Here is a 14,607-nt window from a genome sequence, read left to right as displayed (position 1 = left end):
GAGCCGGGCTCGCCTTCGTCACGCTAAATTGGACACGGAGAGTCCGCAACGCGCACTGTGTGTGATGCGGGCGGGCTACTCCGTGGCCGCGGCGCCCTGTTCGCCCGCGTTCCCGGCCGAATCCTCCCCGTCGAGGCGCACGTACTCCGGCAGTGTCAGCCGGGCCAGCGCCCCGCCGTCCGGGGGATTCACGAACTCCAGCCGCGCCCCGATCACCGCCGCCTGGCCCACCGCGATGGTCAGCCCGAGTCCGTGGCCCTTGCCTGCGCCGTCCGTGCGGAACCGCTGCGGACCGCCCTCCAGGAGGTACGCCGGAAAGCCCGGCCCGTGGTCGCGTACGGAGACCACCGCACCCGACACCTCCACCACCACCGGGCCCGCGCCGTGCCGGTGCGCGTTGGCCACCAGGTTGCCGATCACCCGTTCCAGCCGCCGCCGGTCCGTCTCCACCCGCGCCGCACCGGTGACCCGCACCCCGGTCCCTGTCCCGGAGGCCCGGACGACCCGCTCCACCACCGGGGCGAGGTCGTGCACGGCCAGGTCCACCTGTTCGGTACGGGCGTCCAGGCGCGAGATCTCCAGCAGGTCCTCGGTCAGCGCCCGCATCGCCCGCACCCGGTCCCGCACCAGCTCCGCCGGACGCCCCGGCGGCAGCAGCTCGGCGGCGGCCGAGAGCCCGGTGAGCGGGGTGCGCAGCTCGTGCGCCACATCGGCGGTGAACCGCTGCTCCGTCTGGAGCTTGCGCTGGAGGCTGGAGGCCATGGTGTCCAGGGCGCCCGAGACGATCGCCACCTCGTCCTGGCCGCGCGGGGGGCGGGCCGTACGCGGGTCGTCGACCCGGGCGTCCAGGTCGCCCGCGCTGATCCGGCGGGCCACCCGGGCCGTCTGGTGCAGCCTGCGGGTCACCCGGCCGACCGCGAAGAGGCCGACGACGAGCGTGGCGGCGATGGCCAGCAGCGAGGAGCCGACGATCGCCCGGTCCAGCCCCGCGATGGTGCGGGCGCTGTGGCTGTAGTCCGTCCAGGTGGCCAGCGCCCGCCCGTCCGCCGGGCCCGCCGCCCACATCGCGGGGCCGCCCCGCCCGTCCGGGTCGCCCGGCCGGTGCGGGCCGTCCGCGACCAGGGTGCCGCGCTCGCCGCCCGCGGCCAGGGCGCGCAGCGAGGCGGGCAGCCCCGGCGGGTCGATGCCGGAGCCCCGGGGCAGCGGCTCCCCGGCCTCGTACGCGGCGGTGACGACCTCCAGCCGGGCCAGCGCCTTCTCCCGGGCGTGGGAGACCGTCTGCCGGGTGACCGCCGTGTGCACGAGGACGCCGAGCAGGGCCGCCAGGGTGCAGCACATGGCGGTGAGGAAGACCGCGGCCTTCCAGGTGAGGGTCGAGGCCCAGGCGGGGGAGCGGAACCGGCGCCGTCTCATCGGCCGTCCGCCGAGGGGGTGGGCGCAGCCGGGGTCCCCGACGGAGGCGCCGTGGGCGCGGGGGCCGTGCGCTCCGCGCGCCGCTCGGGCACCCGCAGGATCTCGTCCCGGGTGGCCAGCATCGCCTGCTGCCGGTCGTCCCAGGACCACGCGGTGCGGTACTCGTACCCGGAGATCGCCGAAGGGGCCCGCAGGATCAGGTCCCGGCCCGCCAGCTCCACGCTGATCACGGCGTCCGCCGTGGACATGATCCGGGTCAGCACGCCGTCCTCGGCCCGGTACGCCCGCACGGCGAGCTGTCGTCCGGGCATCCGGATGCCGAGCACCAGTTCGTCCCTGCCGTCATCGGTCAGGTCGAAGTAGTACGGGGTGAGGACCGGGCAGTCGTCCGGTGCCGTCCGGCAGGCCCGGATCTGCCGGACCGTCGCGTCGGGCAGCTCGTCCAGACCGCTGTCCCGCTCGGTCCTGGCCTTCAGCCCGGCCTGCGCCACAGCGACCGGGTCCAGACCGTGCACATCGTCGCCGGGCACCGTGATCCCGGGGATCCTGGCGGTCTCGCCCTCCCCGTAGTCGTAGGGAGCGGCCGAGGCGGGCGGCAGGTCGGGCCAGAGCCGGGCGGGCCCGACCGCCGAACGGGCCTCGCCGGTGCTCTCCAGCCCGCCGGCCGAGCCGCAGCCGGAGAGCAGGGCGAGCCCGGCCACGGCGGCGGCGACGGTACGGACGCGAACCGGGCGCACGGCTGGCCCTCCTCGTGGACGACGGGGGCCTACACCCTAGGACGGGACCATACCCAATGCCCACTTCGTACCTGTACGTGACCGGCTGCTTCCCGGCTCGGGGGGACCCGGGAGCGGAGCGCGCTCAGCGCTGGAACGGGCTCTGCCCCGGCTGCGTGAAGCCCGGCTGCCGCGGTGCCTGCCCCGACCGGCCGTCGGGACCGGCGCCGTGCTGGGCGAGGAGCTGATCGGCCTGCTCCGGGGATATCTGCTGCTCACCGCCGCAGAACGTGCACTGCGTGGCGTACTTCGTCGAGAACGGGAACAGCGGGACGAAGAACAGCGTGAACTTCGTGACCCGCTTGCGCAGGGTGTGCGCCGCCGGATTGCCGCACCAGCCGCAGACCATCGTCAGGATGGCCAGTTGGTACAGATAGCCCTTGGTACCGAAAATGATCATGCCGTGCTTCCTCTCCCCGTCTTCCCCGTCCCCCGGAGTGCCTGTCGGCACAGGGCCAGGAGCTTCTCGTCCTCGTGGGTGTCATGGCTGCCGTACCCGCCGTCCAGCGCGTTGTGACGGCGTACGGAGGAGAGTTCGGCGCGGAGCACCTGTGCCGTCGTCGACGCCGGGTCGACCGGTCCCGTCCGCGCCAGGCATTCCGCCACCCGGACCCGGACATGGCGGTTCCTCTCCCAGGCGTCCAGCAGCACCTCGGTGCCCTCCTCCGTCCGCCCCGACACCTTCCGCAGCGCGATCGCCGCGTCCACCCGCAGCCACAGTTCGTCATGGCCCAGCAGTCCGCGCAGCCGGGGCGCCACCGCCGCCGCCTGCGGCCCGAGCGCCCCCAGCGCCGCCGCGGCGGCCCGCCGGTCGTGCACCTGGTCCGAGCCGAGCCCCTCGACCAGCACCGGCAGCACCGCGTCCCGGTCCCCGGCGACGGCCCACAGCGCCTCGGCCGCCTCCGTGGCCGTCCCCGGACGCCGCAGCATCGCGCGCAGCTCCGGCACCGCCTCCCGGGCGGCGGGCCCGAACGAGCCGAGCGCCCGCAGCGCCGCCGTACGCAGCCATTCGCCCCGGTACGCCGGGGCGCCGCGCAGCAGCCGCAGCACCTCCGGGGTCGCCTCGCCCGCCCGCAGCCCGGTCAGCCCGGCCAGTAACGGGCTCGCCCGGTCGTACGCGCCCTCGTCCAGCGGCACCCCGGCCAGCCTGCGCCGCAGCGCCCCGGCCAGCGGAAGGGCGGCCGACCCGAGATGGGCGACGGCGAACCCCACGTCGTGCGGCACCTCCGGCAGCTCCAGGGCCGCCGCCAGGGCGGGCACCGCGCGGGCGTCCCCGAGCCGGGCCAGCGCCTTCACGGTGGAGCCGAGCCCCGGCGGGCCGCTGGCCCACTCCTTCACCCAGCCCCCCGGATCGGCCGCCAGCCGGGCCGCCAGGGCGTCGGCGGTGGGGGCCGCCAGCGAGAACAGCTCCTCCAGGACGTGGGAGGCGGCCTCGGCCAGCCGGGGCTCGGGGTCGGAGAGCTGGTCCCCGACGAGCCCCACCAACTCCTCGTACGAACCGCGCCAGGCCCGTATCAGCCCACCGCTCATCCGTACGGCGTCGATGCGCTGCCAGCGGTCGGGGCTGCGGAGCTGGTCCACGAGGAGGGCCGTGCGGTCGCCCACCCGGTCGTCCAGGCCGACGTGCAGGGTGCGCAGCAGATCGGCGGCCCAGGGGGCGCCTCGCCCGGCGCTCTCCTGGGCGGAGAGCGCCCGCAACTGGCCCACCAGGGTCGGCGCCGCGGCCTGCTCGGCCCGGGAGGCCTCCGCCGATCCCAAGGGGTCGGCCTCCGGCTCGGCCTCGGCGTCGGGGTCGGGCTCGCCGTCCGGGGCGAGCGGCTCATGCGGCTGTTCGTAGGGCTCGTAGGGCTCGTACGGGCCGGGCTGAGGCTCGGACGCCCTGTCGGTCTGCGGTCCGTAGGGCTCGTAGGGCCCCTGGCGTGCGTACTGCTCGTGCTCGGGGGCGGTCGCGGCGGCCCCCGGGGCCGTACGCAGCTCGCGCAGCAACCCCGACACGACGGGCACCACATCCCGGGGCAGCGCGTCGGGCGAGCAGCGGGCCAGCTGGGCCAGCGCGGCGAGCCGCAGCCCCGGTGCCCGCTCCCGGTCCACCAGCAGGGTCAGCCACTGGGCCACCTGCCCGGCCAGCGGACGGTGGCGCAGGGCGATCCGCCCGGCCGCCTCCACCAGGGCGAGCCGCACCTCCTCGTCGGGCTCCACCGGCAGCCGCTCCCGCACCAGCGCCAGGACCCGCACGGGGTGCCGGTGCAGGGTGGCGAGCGCCAGCGGGGCGGCCAGCCGCACCCCGCGGTCCTCGTCGGCGATCAGCTCGAAGAAGACCCCAGCCCCAGCCGTGACCGCGGCCGCCGCCATCGCGTAGTTCGCGGCGCCCTCGATCTCGTCCTCGTCGATCTCCTCGTCGTCCTCGTCCAGGTCGAAGCCGCCGATGCTGGTGAGCAGCTCGACCACGCCGCCCCGGTCCTGCACGTCCGGGTCGACGGCGAGTTCGAAGAGGAAGGGGATGCACGCGAGGGTGCAGGCGTAGACGTCCCCTTGGTGGTGTACGGCCCCGTACATCCCGTCGAGCGCGCTCTCCCGCTCCGCCGGATCGGCGGAGGCGAGCCCCCGAAGGAGCGCCGGCACGTCGTCGGCGGGCCCGTAGGCATGCTCCATCGAAGCCCAGTCGACCTCATCGATCCCCGAGAACACGCCATCCCCTCCCCACGTCACGGCAGTGTCCGGAGGCTCCTCCCGCCCCCGCACACCTGTTCCCCGCACCCCTGCGGCGTATCCCGAAGAAAGCGCCTGCGCAGAGTGTGCACCACGGCTCCGACAATCCACCCGCCACTTGTGGCCTTTCCTCATGCCGTGACCAGGTCATGACCCTGCCATGACGCAATGGCATCCCCCGCAGCCCGTGAGCCGCCGGTGAAACAGCGGAAACGCGCCCCGGTGCGGCCGACGCCGTACGCCCGGATCAGGCCGAACTGCCGGTCGGGATCAGGCCGGGTGGGCGCGGGGGCCCTGGGGGTCAGGCCGGGCCCCGCGGCAGGGGCCTGGCCCGGTCCGGGTCGAGGAGGGGGCCGAGCAGGTCCCCGTGCCGCTCCAGCCGCCCGGCCATGTCGTCCGCCCGGAACACCAGCGCCTCCGGGGCCCGGCACCCCTCGATCTCCTCCCAGGTGACCGGCGCGGAGACGGTGGGCTCGGCCCTCGCCCGCAGGGTGTAGGGCGTGGCGGTGGTCTTCGACGCGGAGTTCTGGCTGAAGTCGACGAAGACCTTGCCCGGCCGCAGGGCGCGCTTCATCCGGTGCAGGGCCAGCTCCGGCAGGGCGCCCTCCGCCTCCACCGCGAGCCGCCGGGCATACGCGGACACCGAGGCGGCAGGGGCCGGCTCCAGCGGGACCAGCAGGTGCAGGCCCTTGGAGCCGGAGGTCTTCCCGTACGCGAACAGCCCGTCGGCGGCGAGCCGCTCCCGCAGCCAGAGGGCCACCGCACAGCACTCCACGACGGTCGCGGGGGCGCCGGGATCCAGATCGAAGACCATCCGGTCGGCGGTCCCCGGGGCGTGCGCCCGCCACTGCGGGGTGTGGAACTCCACCACCAGGTTGGCCGCCCACATCAGCGAGGCGAGATCCTGGACCATCACCTGCCGGGCGCCCGGGTCCTCGCTCCGGGGGACGGGGGTGGTGCGCACCCAGTCGGGTGTACCGGGCGGCGGATTCTTGGTGAAGAAGACCTGCCCCCCGGGCCCGTCCGGATAGCGCAGGAAGGAGACCGGGCGGTCGCGCAGGTGGGGCAGGATCGCGCCCGCCGCCGTGGCCGCGTAGTAGTGCAGCACCTCGCCCTTGGTGGTCCCGCCCGCCGGATAGAGCACCTTGTCGAGATTGCTCAGCGCGAGGCGCCGCCCCTCCACCTCCGTGATCGGCGTCATACGATAAGAGTCACACGAACCGCACGAAAACCTGATCAACCGTCCTTTGCACTCATAAGGCATGGACGTAAGGGGTGAACGGTGAGGTCCATATGGAACGGCGCGATCTCCTTCGGGCTGGTCAGCATCCCGATCAAGCTGGTCAACGCCACCGAGAACCACTCGATCCACTTCCGGCAGATCCACCTGGCCGACGGTGGCCGGATCCGGTACCGGAAGGTCTGCGAGCTGGACGAGGAGGAGGTGTCCGGCGGTGAGATCGGCAAGGCGTACGAGGACGCCGACGGCACGATGATCCCCATCACCGACGAGGATCTGGCCCAGCTCCCGCTGCCCACGGCCAGGACCATCGAGATCGTCGCCTTCGTGCCCGCCGACGAGATCGACCCGCTCCAGATGGATACGGCGTACTACCTCTCCGCCAAAGGGGTCCCGGCCGCCAAGCCGTACACCCTCCTCCGCGAGGCACTCAAGCGCAGCAACAAGGTGGCCGTCGCCAAGTTCGCCCTGCGCGGTCGCGAACGGCTCGGCATGCTCCGGGTCGTGGACGACGTGATCGCGATGCACGGGCTGCTCTGGCCCGACGAGATCCGGGCCCCCGAGGGAGTCGCCCCCGACAGCGACGTCACGGTCCGCGACGCCGAACTCGACCTGGCGGACGCCCTGATGGACACCCTCGGCGAGGTCGACATGGACAGCCTCCACGACGACTACCGGGAGGCGGTGGAGGAGCTGATCGCGGCGAAGGCGTCGGGGGAGGCGGTGGAGCCCTCGGAGTCGAAGGAGGGCGGCGGCGGCAAGGTCATCGACCTGATCGCGGCGCTGGAGAGCAGCGTCCGCGCGGCGAAGAAGTCGCGGGGGGAGGCGGAGGACGAAGAGGCCGGGGCCGAGGGGGACATGGCCGAGGTCCACCCCATCAAGAAGAGGGCGGCGAAGAAGACGGCGGCACGGCCGAAGTCGACGCCCAAGGAGACGGGCGGGAAGAAGTCGACGGCGTCCGGCTCGTCCACCGGCAGGAAGGCGACGCAGAAGCAGCGGAAGACCACGTCGTCGTCCGCGAAGAAGACGAGCGGCCGGAGCGCCACGAAGAGCGCCACGAAGAGCGCCACGAAGAGCACCGCCAAGAGCAGCGGGAAGTCCCCTGCGAACAGCACCAGGAAGACCGCGTCCTCGTCCCGCAAACGCGCCTCGGCCTGACCTGCCGCGCCACCTCCCGCGCGCCCGTCCCGCAGGGGCTGCCGTGTCCGGCCCCCGGCCCCGACTCCTCCCTGTCGTACGTCCCCCGTACGCTACGGCGCATGAGCCAAGAGGCCCCCTCGGGACGGGTGATCGACGGCCGCTTCACCCTGGTGGAGCGGCTCGGCAGTGGCGGCATGGGCATGGTCTGGCGCGCCCACGACGAGGCGCTCCACCGCGACGTCGCCCTCAAGGAGGTGCGGCCCCCGGATCCGGCCCTCGCGGAGTACGACCCGGAGGGCGCCCGCACGCTGCGCGCCCGGGTCCTGCGCGAGGCCCGCGCCCTGGCGCGCCTGGACCACCCGAACGTGGTCACCGTCCACCACATCGTCGACCCGGGCGAGGACGGCTACCCCTGGATCGTGATGGAGCTGGTGGCCGGCTCCTCCCTCCAGGACCGGCTGGCCGAAGGGCCCATGGACCCGGCCGAGGCCGCCGAGCTGGGGCGCGGCATCCTCTCCGCCCTGGTCGCCGCCCACGCCGCCGGCATCCAGCACCGCGACGTCAAGCCCGCCAACGTCCTGCTGCGCCCCGACGGCCGCCCGGTCCTCACGGACTTCGGCATCGCCGCGATCCGCGAGTCGACCAGCCTCACCATGACGGGCGCCCTCATCGGCTCGCCCGACTACATAGCCCCCGAGCGCATCCGGGGCACCGAGGGCGACCCGTCCTCGGACCTCTGGTCGCTCGGCATGATGCTGTACGTCGCGGTCGAGGGCCACCACCCGCTGCGCAGGGCCACCACGCTCGCCACCCTGGCCGCCGTCCTCGACGAGGAGGTCCCCCCGCCGGTACGGGCCGGGGCGCTCGCCCCCGTACTGAAGGCGCTGCTGACCCGCGACATCCCGGCCCGCCCGGACGCCGCCACCCTGGACCGGATGCTGGCGGAGGCCGCGACGAGGCCGACGGCCACCCCCGTACCGCCCGCGCCCGACCCCAGAAGCAGCTACCGATCGCCTCAGCCGCCCCCCGCCCAGCCGCCCCGCCCGCCGACGGGTTTCGGCCACCCGCAGGCGTTCCCGACTCCGGTGGACGCACCGCGCAACCCGTACGCGGACAACCCCTACGCAAGCCCGGCAGCACCTCCCGCGGCACCCTCGGCCACGACTCCGACGATCACTGACGCCGAGGAGCGCAGACGCCGCCTCCAACGCCGGAGGAGGGGCATCGGTGCGGTCTCGGCCATCGTCTCGGCGGCGGTGCTGGCGGGCGTCCTCTGGGCGATCGACCCGTCGTACTTCCGGGGCGGCGGTGACGACAGCGCGAAGGGCGGCAGCCGCCCGGACACCACGGCGAGCGCCCCGGCGAACGACCGCGGTGCCCCGCCGTCCACCGCGGCAGGCCAACCGGTAGCGGACGGCGAGGGGGCCGGGGCGGAGGGCAGCGACGGCGGGGCGGAGGCCGTCACCGACCTGCTCACCCCGCAGGGGGCGCGGCAGGCCATCGCGGGGCTGAAGCCGCTGATGGGCGGGACGAAGGTCACCGACTTCACGCTCTACGACAAGCACGCCTCCGCCAAGGCGCCGCTGAAGTCCAACTCCCGCCTCTACGACCGCTTCACCTACCGCGACGGCCAGGCGAAGAACGACGACATGGGCGGCACGCTCATGTCCGGGGACAAGCCGGTCGACCTGGACTCGGTGAACTGGGACGCCCTGCCCGCCCTGCTCCGGACGGCCAGGACGACGCTCAACATCCCGGAGCCGGAGAGCAGTTACGTGATCGTGGACCCGTCGTCGCCCTTCCACGGCGACCGCCCGGTGCTGCGCGTCTACGTCTCCGACAAGTACGGCGGTGCCTACCTCACCGCCGAGCTGGACGGCAGGGTCATCGAGAAGAACCCGCGCGAGAAGGGCTGAGCGAGGTGGGCTCGACGGGGTCCGGCAGGGCGGGCAGACGCGGCCCCAGCAGGCTGCGCTCGATGACGTAGGTGCAGCTGGTGTACGTGTACCCCGGCCGGACCTTCGACCCCGCCGCGTAACTGTCCACCCGGGACGAGGCGCCCGTGCTGTGCTTGTACAGGAAGTGGTAGTCGCCCGCGGGCAGTTGGAGCCGGGCCTTGGGGTAGTTCCTGCCGGTGGCCTTGCAGGCGAGCGTGGAACCGGTCGCCGCGCTGTACCGCTTGCAGTCGCCGCAGGGCTTCAGCGTGACGGTGCCGGTGACCGGCCCGGTGTAGAGGACCTCGACCCCGTTGGGCGCGTCGTTGCTGATGACCAGCTCCATACGGGGACCGCCGGGGTTCCCCGACGGCGGCAGCCGCTTGCCCGCGGCCGGCCGGGCGGCGGCTATCTCGGCGGCGATGGCGATCTTCCGGGCCTGCGCGACCCGCCCGTCGCCCTTGTAGGTGCGGGCGAAGCGGTTCAGGGTCAGCTTGGCCTGGCTGAACTTCCCCTCCTCGAACCGGTCGACCCCGCAGGCGTACTCCCCGTCCTGAACTCCCTTGCCGGCCTTGGCGCTCAGTCCCGGCACATGCTGGGCGGGCAGGGCGGCCACAGTGGTCCGCAGCCCGCGCAAGGCCCCGACGGCCGCACACGGATCGTCGCCCTTCAGCTCTGTGACCCGCCCGTCGATCCGCTCCCCGAGCACCGGGGCCACCTGCCGCGCGGGCTGGGACTCGGGGAACGTACGCAGCAACTCCCCGAACTCCGCCGCCCCTCCGGACGGACTCCCGCCCAGCCGCGATACCCCGCACGCGTACAGCGACTCCGCCAGCGGCCCGTCCGGCCACCCGGCCAGCTCGCCCAGCAGCTCCCGGCCCACGGCCCCCGGCAGACTCCGCAGATACGTCAACGGCTCGACGGCCTCGCAGTGCCGCTTGTCGGCGTACGGGGAGGAGACGGCGTCGTAGTAGTCCTTGAGCCGGTCCGGCACGAGGCCGGCGGCCCGGGAGCCCGGGTGGTCCCGGTCGAGCGCACGGTAGACGCCGAGAGCCTTCTCGTACTCCCCCTTCGCCGCCCCGAACGGCTGCCCGGACGCGGCGGCCACCCGCCGGTCCCCACTCTCCAGCCGGTCCAGCAGCATCTGCTCCCGCGCCTCGTCCCGGGCGGCCCCGTACGCCACCATCCCACCGGCCGGCACCGCCAGGAGCACGACCCCCAGCCCGGCCGCCACCACTGGCCGCCACGACCCGCCGACGGCCGACCGCAGGGCGATCCGCGCCCCGTCGGCAGCGGCGAGGGCGAGCACGAGGAGATACCCGGCGAGGACCCCCGCGGACACCCCGTCCGGCTCGGCGGGCAACGCCACGAACAGCAGCACCCCGGTGGCGATCCAGCACCCGGCAGCCCGCCCCCACCTCCCCAACAGCGCGTAACCGAGCCCGAGCCCGGTCAGGTTGAGCAGCCCGGCCGCGACGGCCCGTAACCCGGCCCCAGCAGGCGGCGGCCCGACCACGGGCGGCCGGTCCGGAGGCGGCGGAGCCCCGAAGGAGGGCGGCGGACCGGACGGAGGCGGCCCGAACCCGGGCGGCCCGGCGGGCGGCGGGATCGGATGGGCGCATCCGGCCCCCGGCCCGGGCGCGGCTTCGTGTCCGTCCGCTCCCTGCCCCGTGGGCGCGCGTCCGTCGTCGGCAGTCATAGCGGTCCCCCCACGGTCAAGCCGCACAAGTACCCGTCACTCTGCCCACGACGGTGTGCGTTCACGCGTGATCGTGACGACCTCCCGGCGACCGCCGAGGGACGGACGACGTGCTTCACGTGCCGACTGAGCCGGAGGAGAGCCGCCCCGGCGAGGCAGGACATCACACAGGAAAAAAAGACCCCCTGATCAACGTTTCCACTGATCAGAAGGTCTTTTCGGCACTTCCTGCGAAGTGCCCCCGGCAGGATTCGAACCTGCGCACCCGGCTCCGGAGGCCGATGCTCTATCCCCTGAGCTACGGGGGCGTATCGCGGTGCTGCTCTGCGACGGGTGAAACACTACCAGCTCCCGACGGGTGTCCGTGAACAGGTATTCCGCCGTGGCAGCAGGTCCCCCGTCCGGGGCGGAAGTGGGCAAACACCGGACGCGGTCACCGGGGCCGACCTACTCTCGAAGGGTGTCAGGGGCGTACGGCCGCGTGCTTGTTGTCGACGACAACAAGGTCATCCGGCAGCTGATCAAGGTCAATCTCGAGCTGGAGGGCTTCGAGGTCGTGACCGCGGCCGATGGTGTCGAGTGCCTGGACCTGGTCCACCGGATCCGTCCCGACGTGGTCACCCTCGATGTCGTGATGCCCCGCCTCGGCGGCCTGGAGACCGCGACCGGGCTGCGCTCCGATCCCCGTACCCGCCATCTGCCCATCGCCGTCGTCAGCGCCTGCACGCCGTACGAGGTGGACGCGGGGGTGTCGGCCGGGGTCGACGCGTTCCTTGCCAAGCCGTTCGAGCCGAGCGAGCTGGTGCGGATGGTGCACCGGCTGGCGACCGGGGAGGAGCGGCCCTCGGTCGACGGGCGCAGCGGGGCCGGGTGCGCGGGGACCACCACAGGGTGACCGGGAGGCGCCACCCTGGGGTGACCGGCGGAGACCGCCACCCGCTGACCTGCGCGGGCGCCACCCGCTGACCGGATGGCGAAACCGGGTCGCGGAGCGACCCTCCTCCTCCCCTACGCTTGTCCCGTGACCCCCGCCGATCTCTCCCGGACCGTGCTGCACGCCGTGCGCCGCGCGGTCGACGAGGACGTGCTGCGCGCGCCGGTGCCCGCGCGCGTGCGGGTGGAGAGGACCAGGCCCGGCGGCAGCGGCGACTACGCCTGTGCGATCGCCCTCCAGCTCGCCGGGGAGGCCGGGCTGCCGGCCCTGGAGGTCGCCCGGATCCTGCGTGAGCGGGTCGCCGCCGAACCCGGCATCGGGCGGGTCGAGGTCACCGGGCCCGGGTTCCTGAGCTTCACGCTGGACGCGCCCGCCGACCGCGACCGCGCCGTTCTCGACGCCGTACGGGAACGGGGCCTCGGGTACGGACACGGGGACGCGCTCCGGGGCGAGGCCCTTCGGCTGCACCATGCGCGGGAGGTCCGTGCCGCCGTCACCGCCGATGCCGTACGCCGCCTCCTCACCGCCCAGGGCGCCCGCGTCCGGGTCGGTTGCGAGGGGGCAGGGGCGGAGGACGAGTGGGGGCGGCTCGGGGTGAGTCCGGATGCGTACGCGCCCAGGGCGCCGGAGGGCACCGTGATCCGGCCCGTGCCCGCCGGGGCCGGCGGCGCGGAGCTGCTGGAGCGGCTCGGGCCCGATGCCGCCCGCTGGGGGCTGCTGCGGCCCGCCGCGCACGACCGGGCTCCGCTCGGCCCCGACCTGCTCGTCCAGGGGGAGGCCAATCCGCTCTTCCGGGTCCGGTACGCCCATGCCAGGGCCCGTGCCCTCACCCGCAACGCCGCCGCCCTGGGGTTCGCCTCCGCGCCGGAGGGCGTGCTTCCGGCCGGAGTTCCCGCAGGCCGGGGGCCCGCCCCGCACGCCGAGCCCGCAGCAGCAGGCGTGGAGCCCCCCGCCCACGGAAGCCCCGAGCCCGCTGTCCCGTACGCCGATCCCGCCCCGTACGCCGAACCCCCCGCCCGCCTCCTCCTCGATCTCCTCGCCGATCACCCCGGCGTCCTCCTCTCCGCAGCCCGTCACCGCGCGCCCGACCGGGTCGCCCGGCAGCTGGAAGCCGTCGCGCACGCCTTCTTCGACTTCCACGACTCCTGTCCGCCGCTGCCCTCAGGCGACGAGAAACCCTCGGCCGCCCATCGCTCCCGGCTGGCCGTCGCCGAAGCCGCCGGGACGGTGCTGGCAGGCGGCCTGTCCCTGCTCGGTATCAGCGCGCCCGCGCACCTCTGACGAATCCGAAGAATCCGAGAGACCTCACCATGAGCCGCTCCGCACACCCCGCCGGTCCCCGCCACGCCGACGTCCTGACCGAGGGGCACTACTCCGCCCCCGCCGCCGACCTCAACGCCCTGGACGAGAAGGTCTGGGCCCGTACCGTCACCCGTGACGCGGACGGCGCCCTCACCGTCGGCGGGATCTCCGTCGCCCGGCTCGCGGAGGAGTTCGGGACCCCCGCCTACTTCCTCGACGAGAGCGACTTCCGGGCCCGCTGCCGGGCCTGGGCCGAGGCCTTCGGGCCGGACGCCGACGTCTTCTACGCGGGGAAGGCCTTCCTCTCCCGCGCGATCGTCCGCTGGCTCACGGAAGAGGGACTCAACCTCGACGTCTGCTCGGGCGGCGAACTCACCACCGCCCTCGACGCCGGCATGCCCGCCGAGCGCATCGCCTTCCACGGCAACAACAAGACCGTCGCGGAGATCGAGCGCGCCGTCGAGGCCGGGGTCGGGCGCATCGTGCTCGACTCGTTCCAGGAGATCGTCCGCGTCGCCCACATCGCCCAGCAGCACGGCATCCGCCAGCGCGTCCAGATCCGCGTGACCGTCGGCGTCGAGGCGCACACCCACGAGTTCATCGCCACCGCGCACGAGGACCAGAAGTTCGGCATCGCGCTCGCGGACGGGCAGGCCGCCGAGGCCGTGCGCCGGGCCCTCTCGCTCGACGGGCTCGACCTCGTCGGCATCCACTCGCACATCGGCTCGCAGATCTTCGACATGGCCGGTTTCGAGGTCTCCGCCCGGCGCGTGGTGCAGCTGCTCGCCGAGGTCCGCGACGAGCACGGCATCGAGCTGCCCGAGATCGACCTCGGCGGCGGCCTCGGCATCGCGTACACCTCCGAGGACGACCCCCGTGAGCCGCACGAGATCGCCAAGGCGCTCAGCGACATCGTCACCCGCGAGTGCGAGGCCGCGAAGCTGCGGACGCCCCGCATCTCCGTCGAGCCGGGGCGGGCCATCGTCGGACCCACCGCGTTCACGCTGTACGAGGTCGGAACGGTCAAGCCCCTCGAAGGACTGCGGACGTATGTCAGCGTCGACGGCGGAATGTCGGACAATATCCGTACCGCGCTGTACGACGCCGAGTACAGCGTGGCGCTCGTCTCGCGTACCTCGGATGCCGAGCCGATGCTCGTCCGGGTCGTGGGCAAGCACTGCGAGAGCGGGGACATCGTGGTCAAGGACGCGTTCCTCCCCGCCGACCTGGCACCCGGGGACCTGATCGCGGTCCCCGCCACCGGCGCGTACTGCCGCTCGATGGCGAGCAACTACAACCACGCCCTGCGCCCCCCGGTCGTCGCCGTCCGGGACGGCGAGGCGCGCGTGATCGTCCGGCGCGAGACGGAGGAAGATCTCCTGCGTCTCGATGTCGGCTGATGAAATAGTCGTCTCAGGATCCGGACGGGGGTCAGAAACTCCCGTCCGGTGAGTGAGACT

The 14,607-nt window shown here is 73.9% G+C and carries 11 protein-coding genes and 1 tRNA gene; 5 read left to right on the top strand and 7 right to left on the bottom strand.

The genetic code is table 11. From position 1 onward, the window contains the following. Positions 1 to 75 precede the first annotated feature (75 nt). The 5 genes from AC0682_RS05010 to ligD all read right to left on the bottom strand — a co-directional run bounded on the left by AC0682_RS05010 (position 76) and on the right by ligD (position 6,099). The gene (locus AC0682_RS05010) at positions 76 to 1,413 is read right to left on the bottom strand and encodes an ATP-binding protein (RefSeq protein ID WP_478530961.1); all 1,338 of its coding nucleotides are present in this window, start codon (positions 1,411 to 1,413) and stop codon (positions 76 to 78) included. After that, positions 1,410 to 2,150, bottom strand: a complete 741-nt coding sequence (locus tag AC0682_RS05005; protein ID WP_478530960.1) for a hypothetical protein — start codon at positions 2,148 to 2,150, stop codon at positions 1,410 to 1,412. The genes AC0682_RS05010 and AC0682_RS05005 overlap by 4 nt, the downstream gene beginning before the upstream one ends. 124 nt (positions 2,151 to 2,274) lie before the next feature. Further along, complete coding sequence (locus AC0682_RS05000; RefSeq protein WP_478530959.1) at positions 2,275 to 2,589, bottom strand: zinc ribbon domain-containing protein; 315 nt, start codon at positions 2,587 to 2,589, stop codon at positions 2,275 to 2,277. Next, complete coding sequence (locus AC0682_RS04995; protein WP_478530958.1) at positions 2,586 to 4,877, bottom strand: PBS lyase; 2,292 nt, start codon at positions 4,875 to 4,877, stop codon at positions 2,586 to 2,588. Before AC0682_RS04995 ends, AC0682_RS05000 begins: the two co-directional genes overlap by 4 nt. A 322-nt stretch (positions 4,878 to 5,199) precedes the next feature. Beyond that, a complete protein-coding gene (gene ligD, locus AC0682_RS04990) occupies positions 5,200 to 6,099 on the bottom strand; it encodes a non-homologous end-joining DNA ligase (RefSeq protein WP_478530957.1) in 900 nt (299 codons plus the stop codon). A gap of 81 nt (positions 6,100 to 6,180) precedes the next feature. Between ligD and ku the strand changes: the two genes are divergently transcribed. Then, positions 6,181 to 7,296 carry a non-homologous end joining protein Ku gene (gene ku, locus AC0682_RS04985; protein WP_478530956.1) on the top strand — a complete coding sequence of 372 codons (1,116 nt, stop codon included), beginning with the start codon at positions 6,181 to 6,183 and terminating at the stop codon, positions 7,294 to 7,296. A 101-nt stretch (positions 7,297 to 7,397) separates the two neighbouring features. Then, on the top strand, positions 7,398 to 9,194 hold the full coding sequence (locus AC0682_RS04980) for a serine/threonine-protein kinase (protein WP_478530955.1): 1,797 nt from the start codon (positions 7,398 to 7,400) through the stop codon (positions 9,192 to 9,194). On the opposite strand, the gene AC0682_RS04975 is transcribed toward AC0682_RS04980, so the two are convergent. Together AC0682_RS04975 and AC0682_RS04970 are read right to left on the bottom strand one after the other, a co-directional pair. Further along, positions 9,163 to 10,911 carry a hypothetical protein gene (locus AC0682_RS04975; RefSeq protein WP_478530954.1) on the bottom strand — a complete coding sequence of 583 codons (1,749 nt, stop codon included), beginning with the start codon at positions 10,909 to 10,911 and terminating at the stop codon, positions 9,163 to 9,165. The two genes, AC0682_RS04980 and AC0682_RS04975, sit on opposite strands and share 32 nt — an antisense overlap. Positions 10,912 to 11,147: 236 nt before the next feature. After that, positions 11,148 to 11,219, bottom strand: a tRNA-Arg gene (locus AC0682_RS04970). A 173-nt stretch (positions 11,220 to 11,392) separates the two neighbouring features. Between AC0682_RS04970 and AC0682_RS04965 the strand changes: the two genes are divergently transcribed. From AC0682_RS04965 to lysA, 3 genes are all read left to right on the top strand, one after another. Further along, positions 11,393 to 11,806 carry a response regulator gene (locus AC0682_RS04965; protein ID WP_254811674.1) on the top strand — a complete coding sequence of 138 codons (414 nt, stop codon included), beginning with the start codon at positions 11,393 to 11,395 and terminating at the stop codon, positions 11,804 to 11,806. 126 nt (positions 11,807 to 11,932) lie between these two features. Beyond that, on the top strand, positions 11,933 to 13,126 hold the full coding sequence (gene nrtL, locus AC0682_RS04960; protein ID WP_478530953.1) for an ArgS-related anticodon-binding protein NrtL: 1,194 nt from the start codon (positions 11,933 to 11,935) through the stop codon (positions 13,124 to 13,126). Positions 13,127 to 13,155: 29 nt separating this feature from the next. Beyond that, complete coding sequence (gene lysA, locus AC0682_RS04955; RefSeq protein ID WP_478530952.1) at positions 13,156 to 14,547, top strand: diaminopimelate decarboxylase; 1,392 nt, start codon at positions 13,156 to 13,158, stop codon at positions 14,545 to 14,547. The last annotated feature ends 60 nt before the right edge of the window (positions 14,548 to 14,607 follow it).

It is taken from the genome of Streptomyces sp. NPDC043746 (assembly GCF_056436485.1).
Note: the sequence above shows the minus strand (reverse complement) of the source record. Positions and strands in the feature narration are given on the sequence as shown.

Bases quoted from the DNA above. Each gene is read 5' to 3' on its own strand.
- AC0682_RS05010 (WP_478530961.1), bottom strand. From the start codon at position 1,413: ATGAGACGGCGCCGGTTCCGCTCCCCCGCCTGGGCCTCGACCCTCACC.
- AC0682_RS05000 (WP_478530959.1), bottom strand. From the start codon at position 2,589: ATGATCATTTTCGGTACCAAGGGCTATCTGTACCAACTGGCCATCCTG.
- ligD (WP_478530957.1), bottom strand. From the start codon at position 6,099: ATGACGCCGATCACGGAGGTGGAGGGGCGGCGCCTCGCGCTGAGCAAT.
- AC0682_RS04980 (WP_478530955.1), top strand. From the start codon at position 7,398: ATGAGCCAAGAGGCCCCCTCGGGACGGGTGATCGACGGCCGCTTCACC.
- AC0682_RS04975 (WP_478530954.1), bottom strand. From the start codon at position 10,911: ATGACTGCCGACGACGGACGCGCGCCCACGGGGCAGGGAGCGGACGGA.
- lysA (WP_478530952.1), top strand. From the start codon at position 13,156: ATGAGCCGCTCCGCACACCCCGCCGGTCCCCGCCACGCCGACGTCCTG.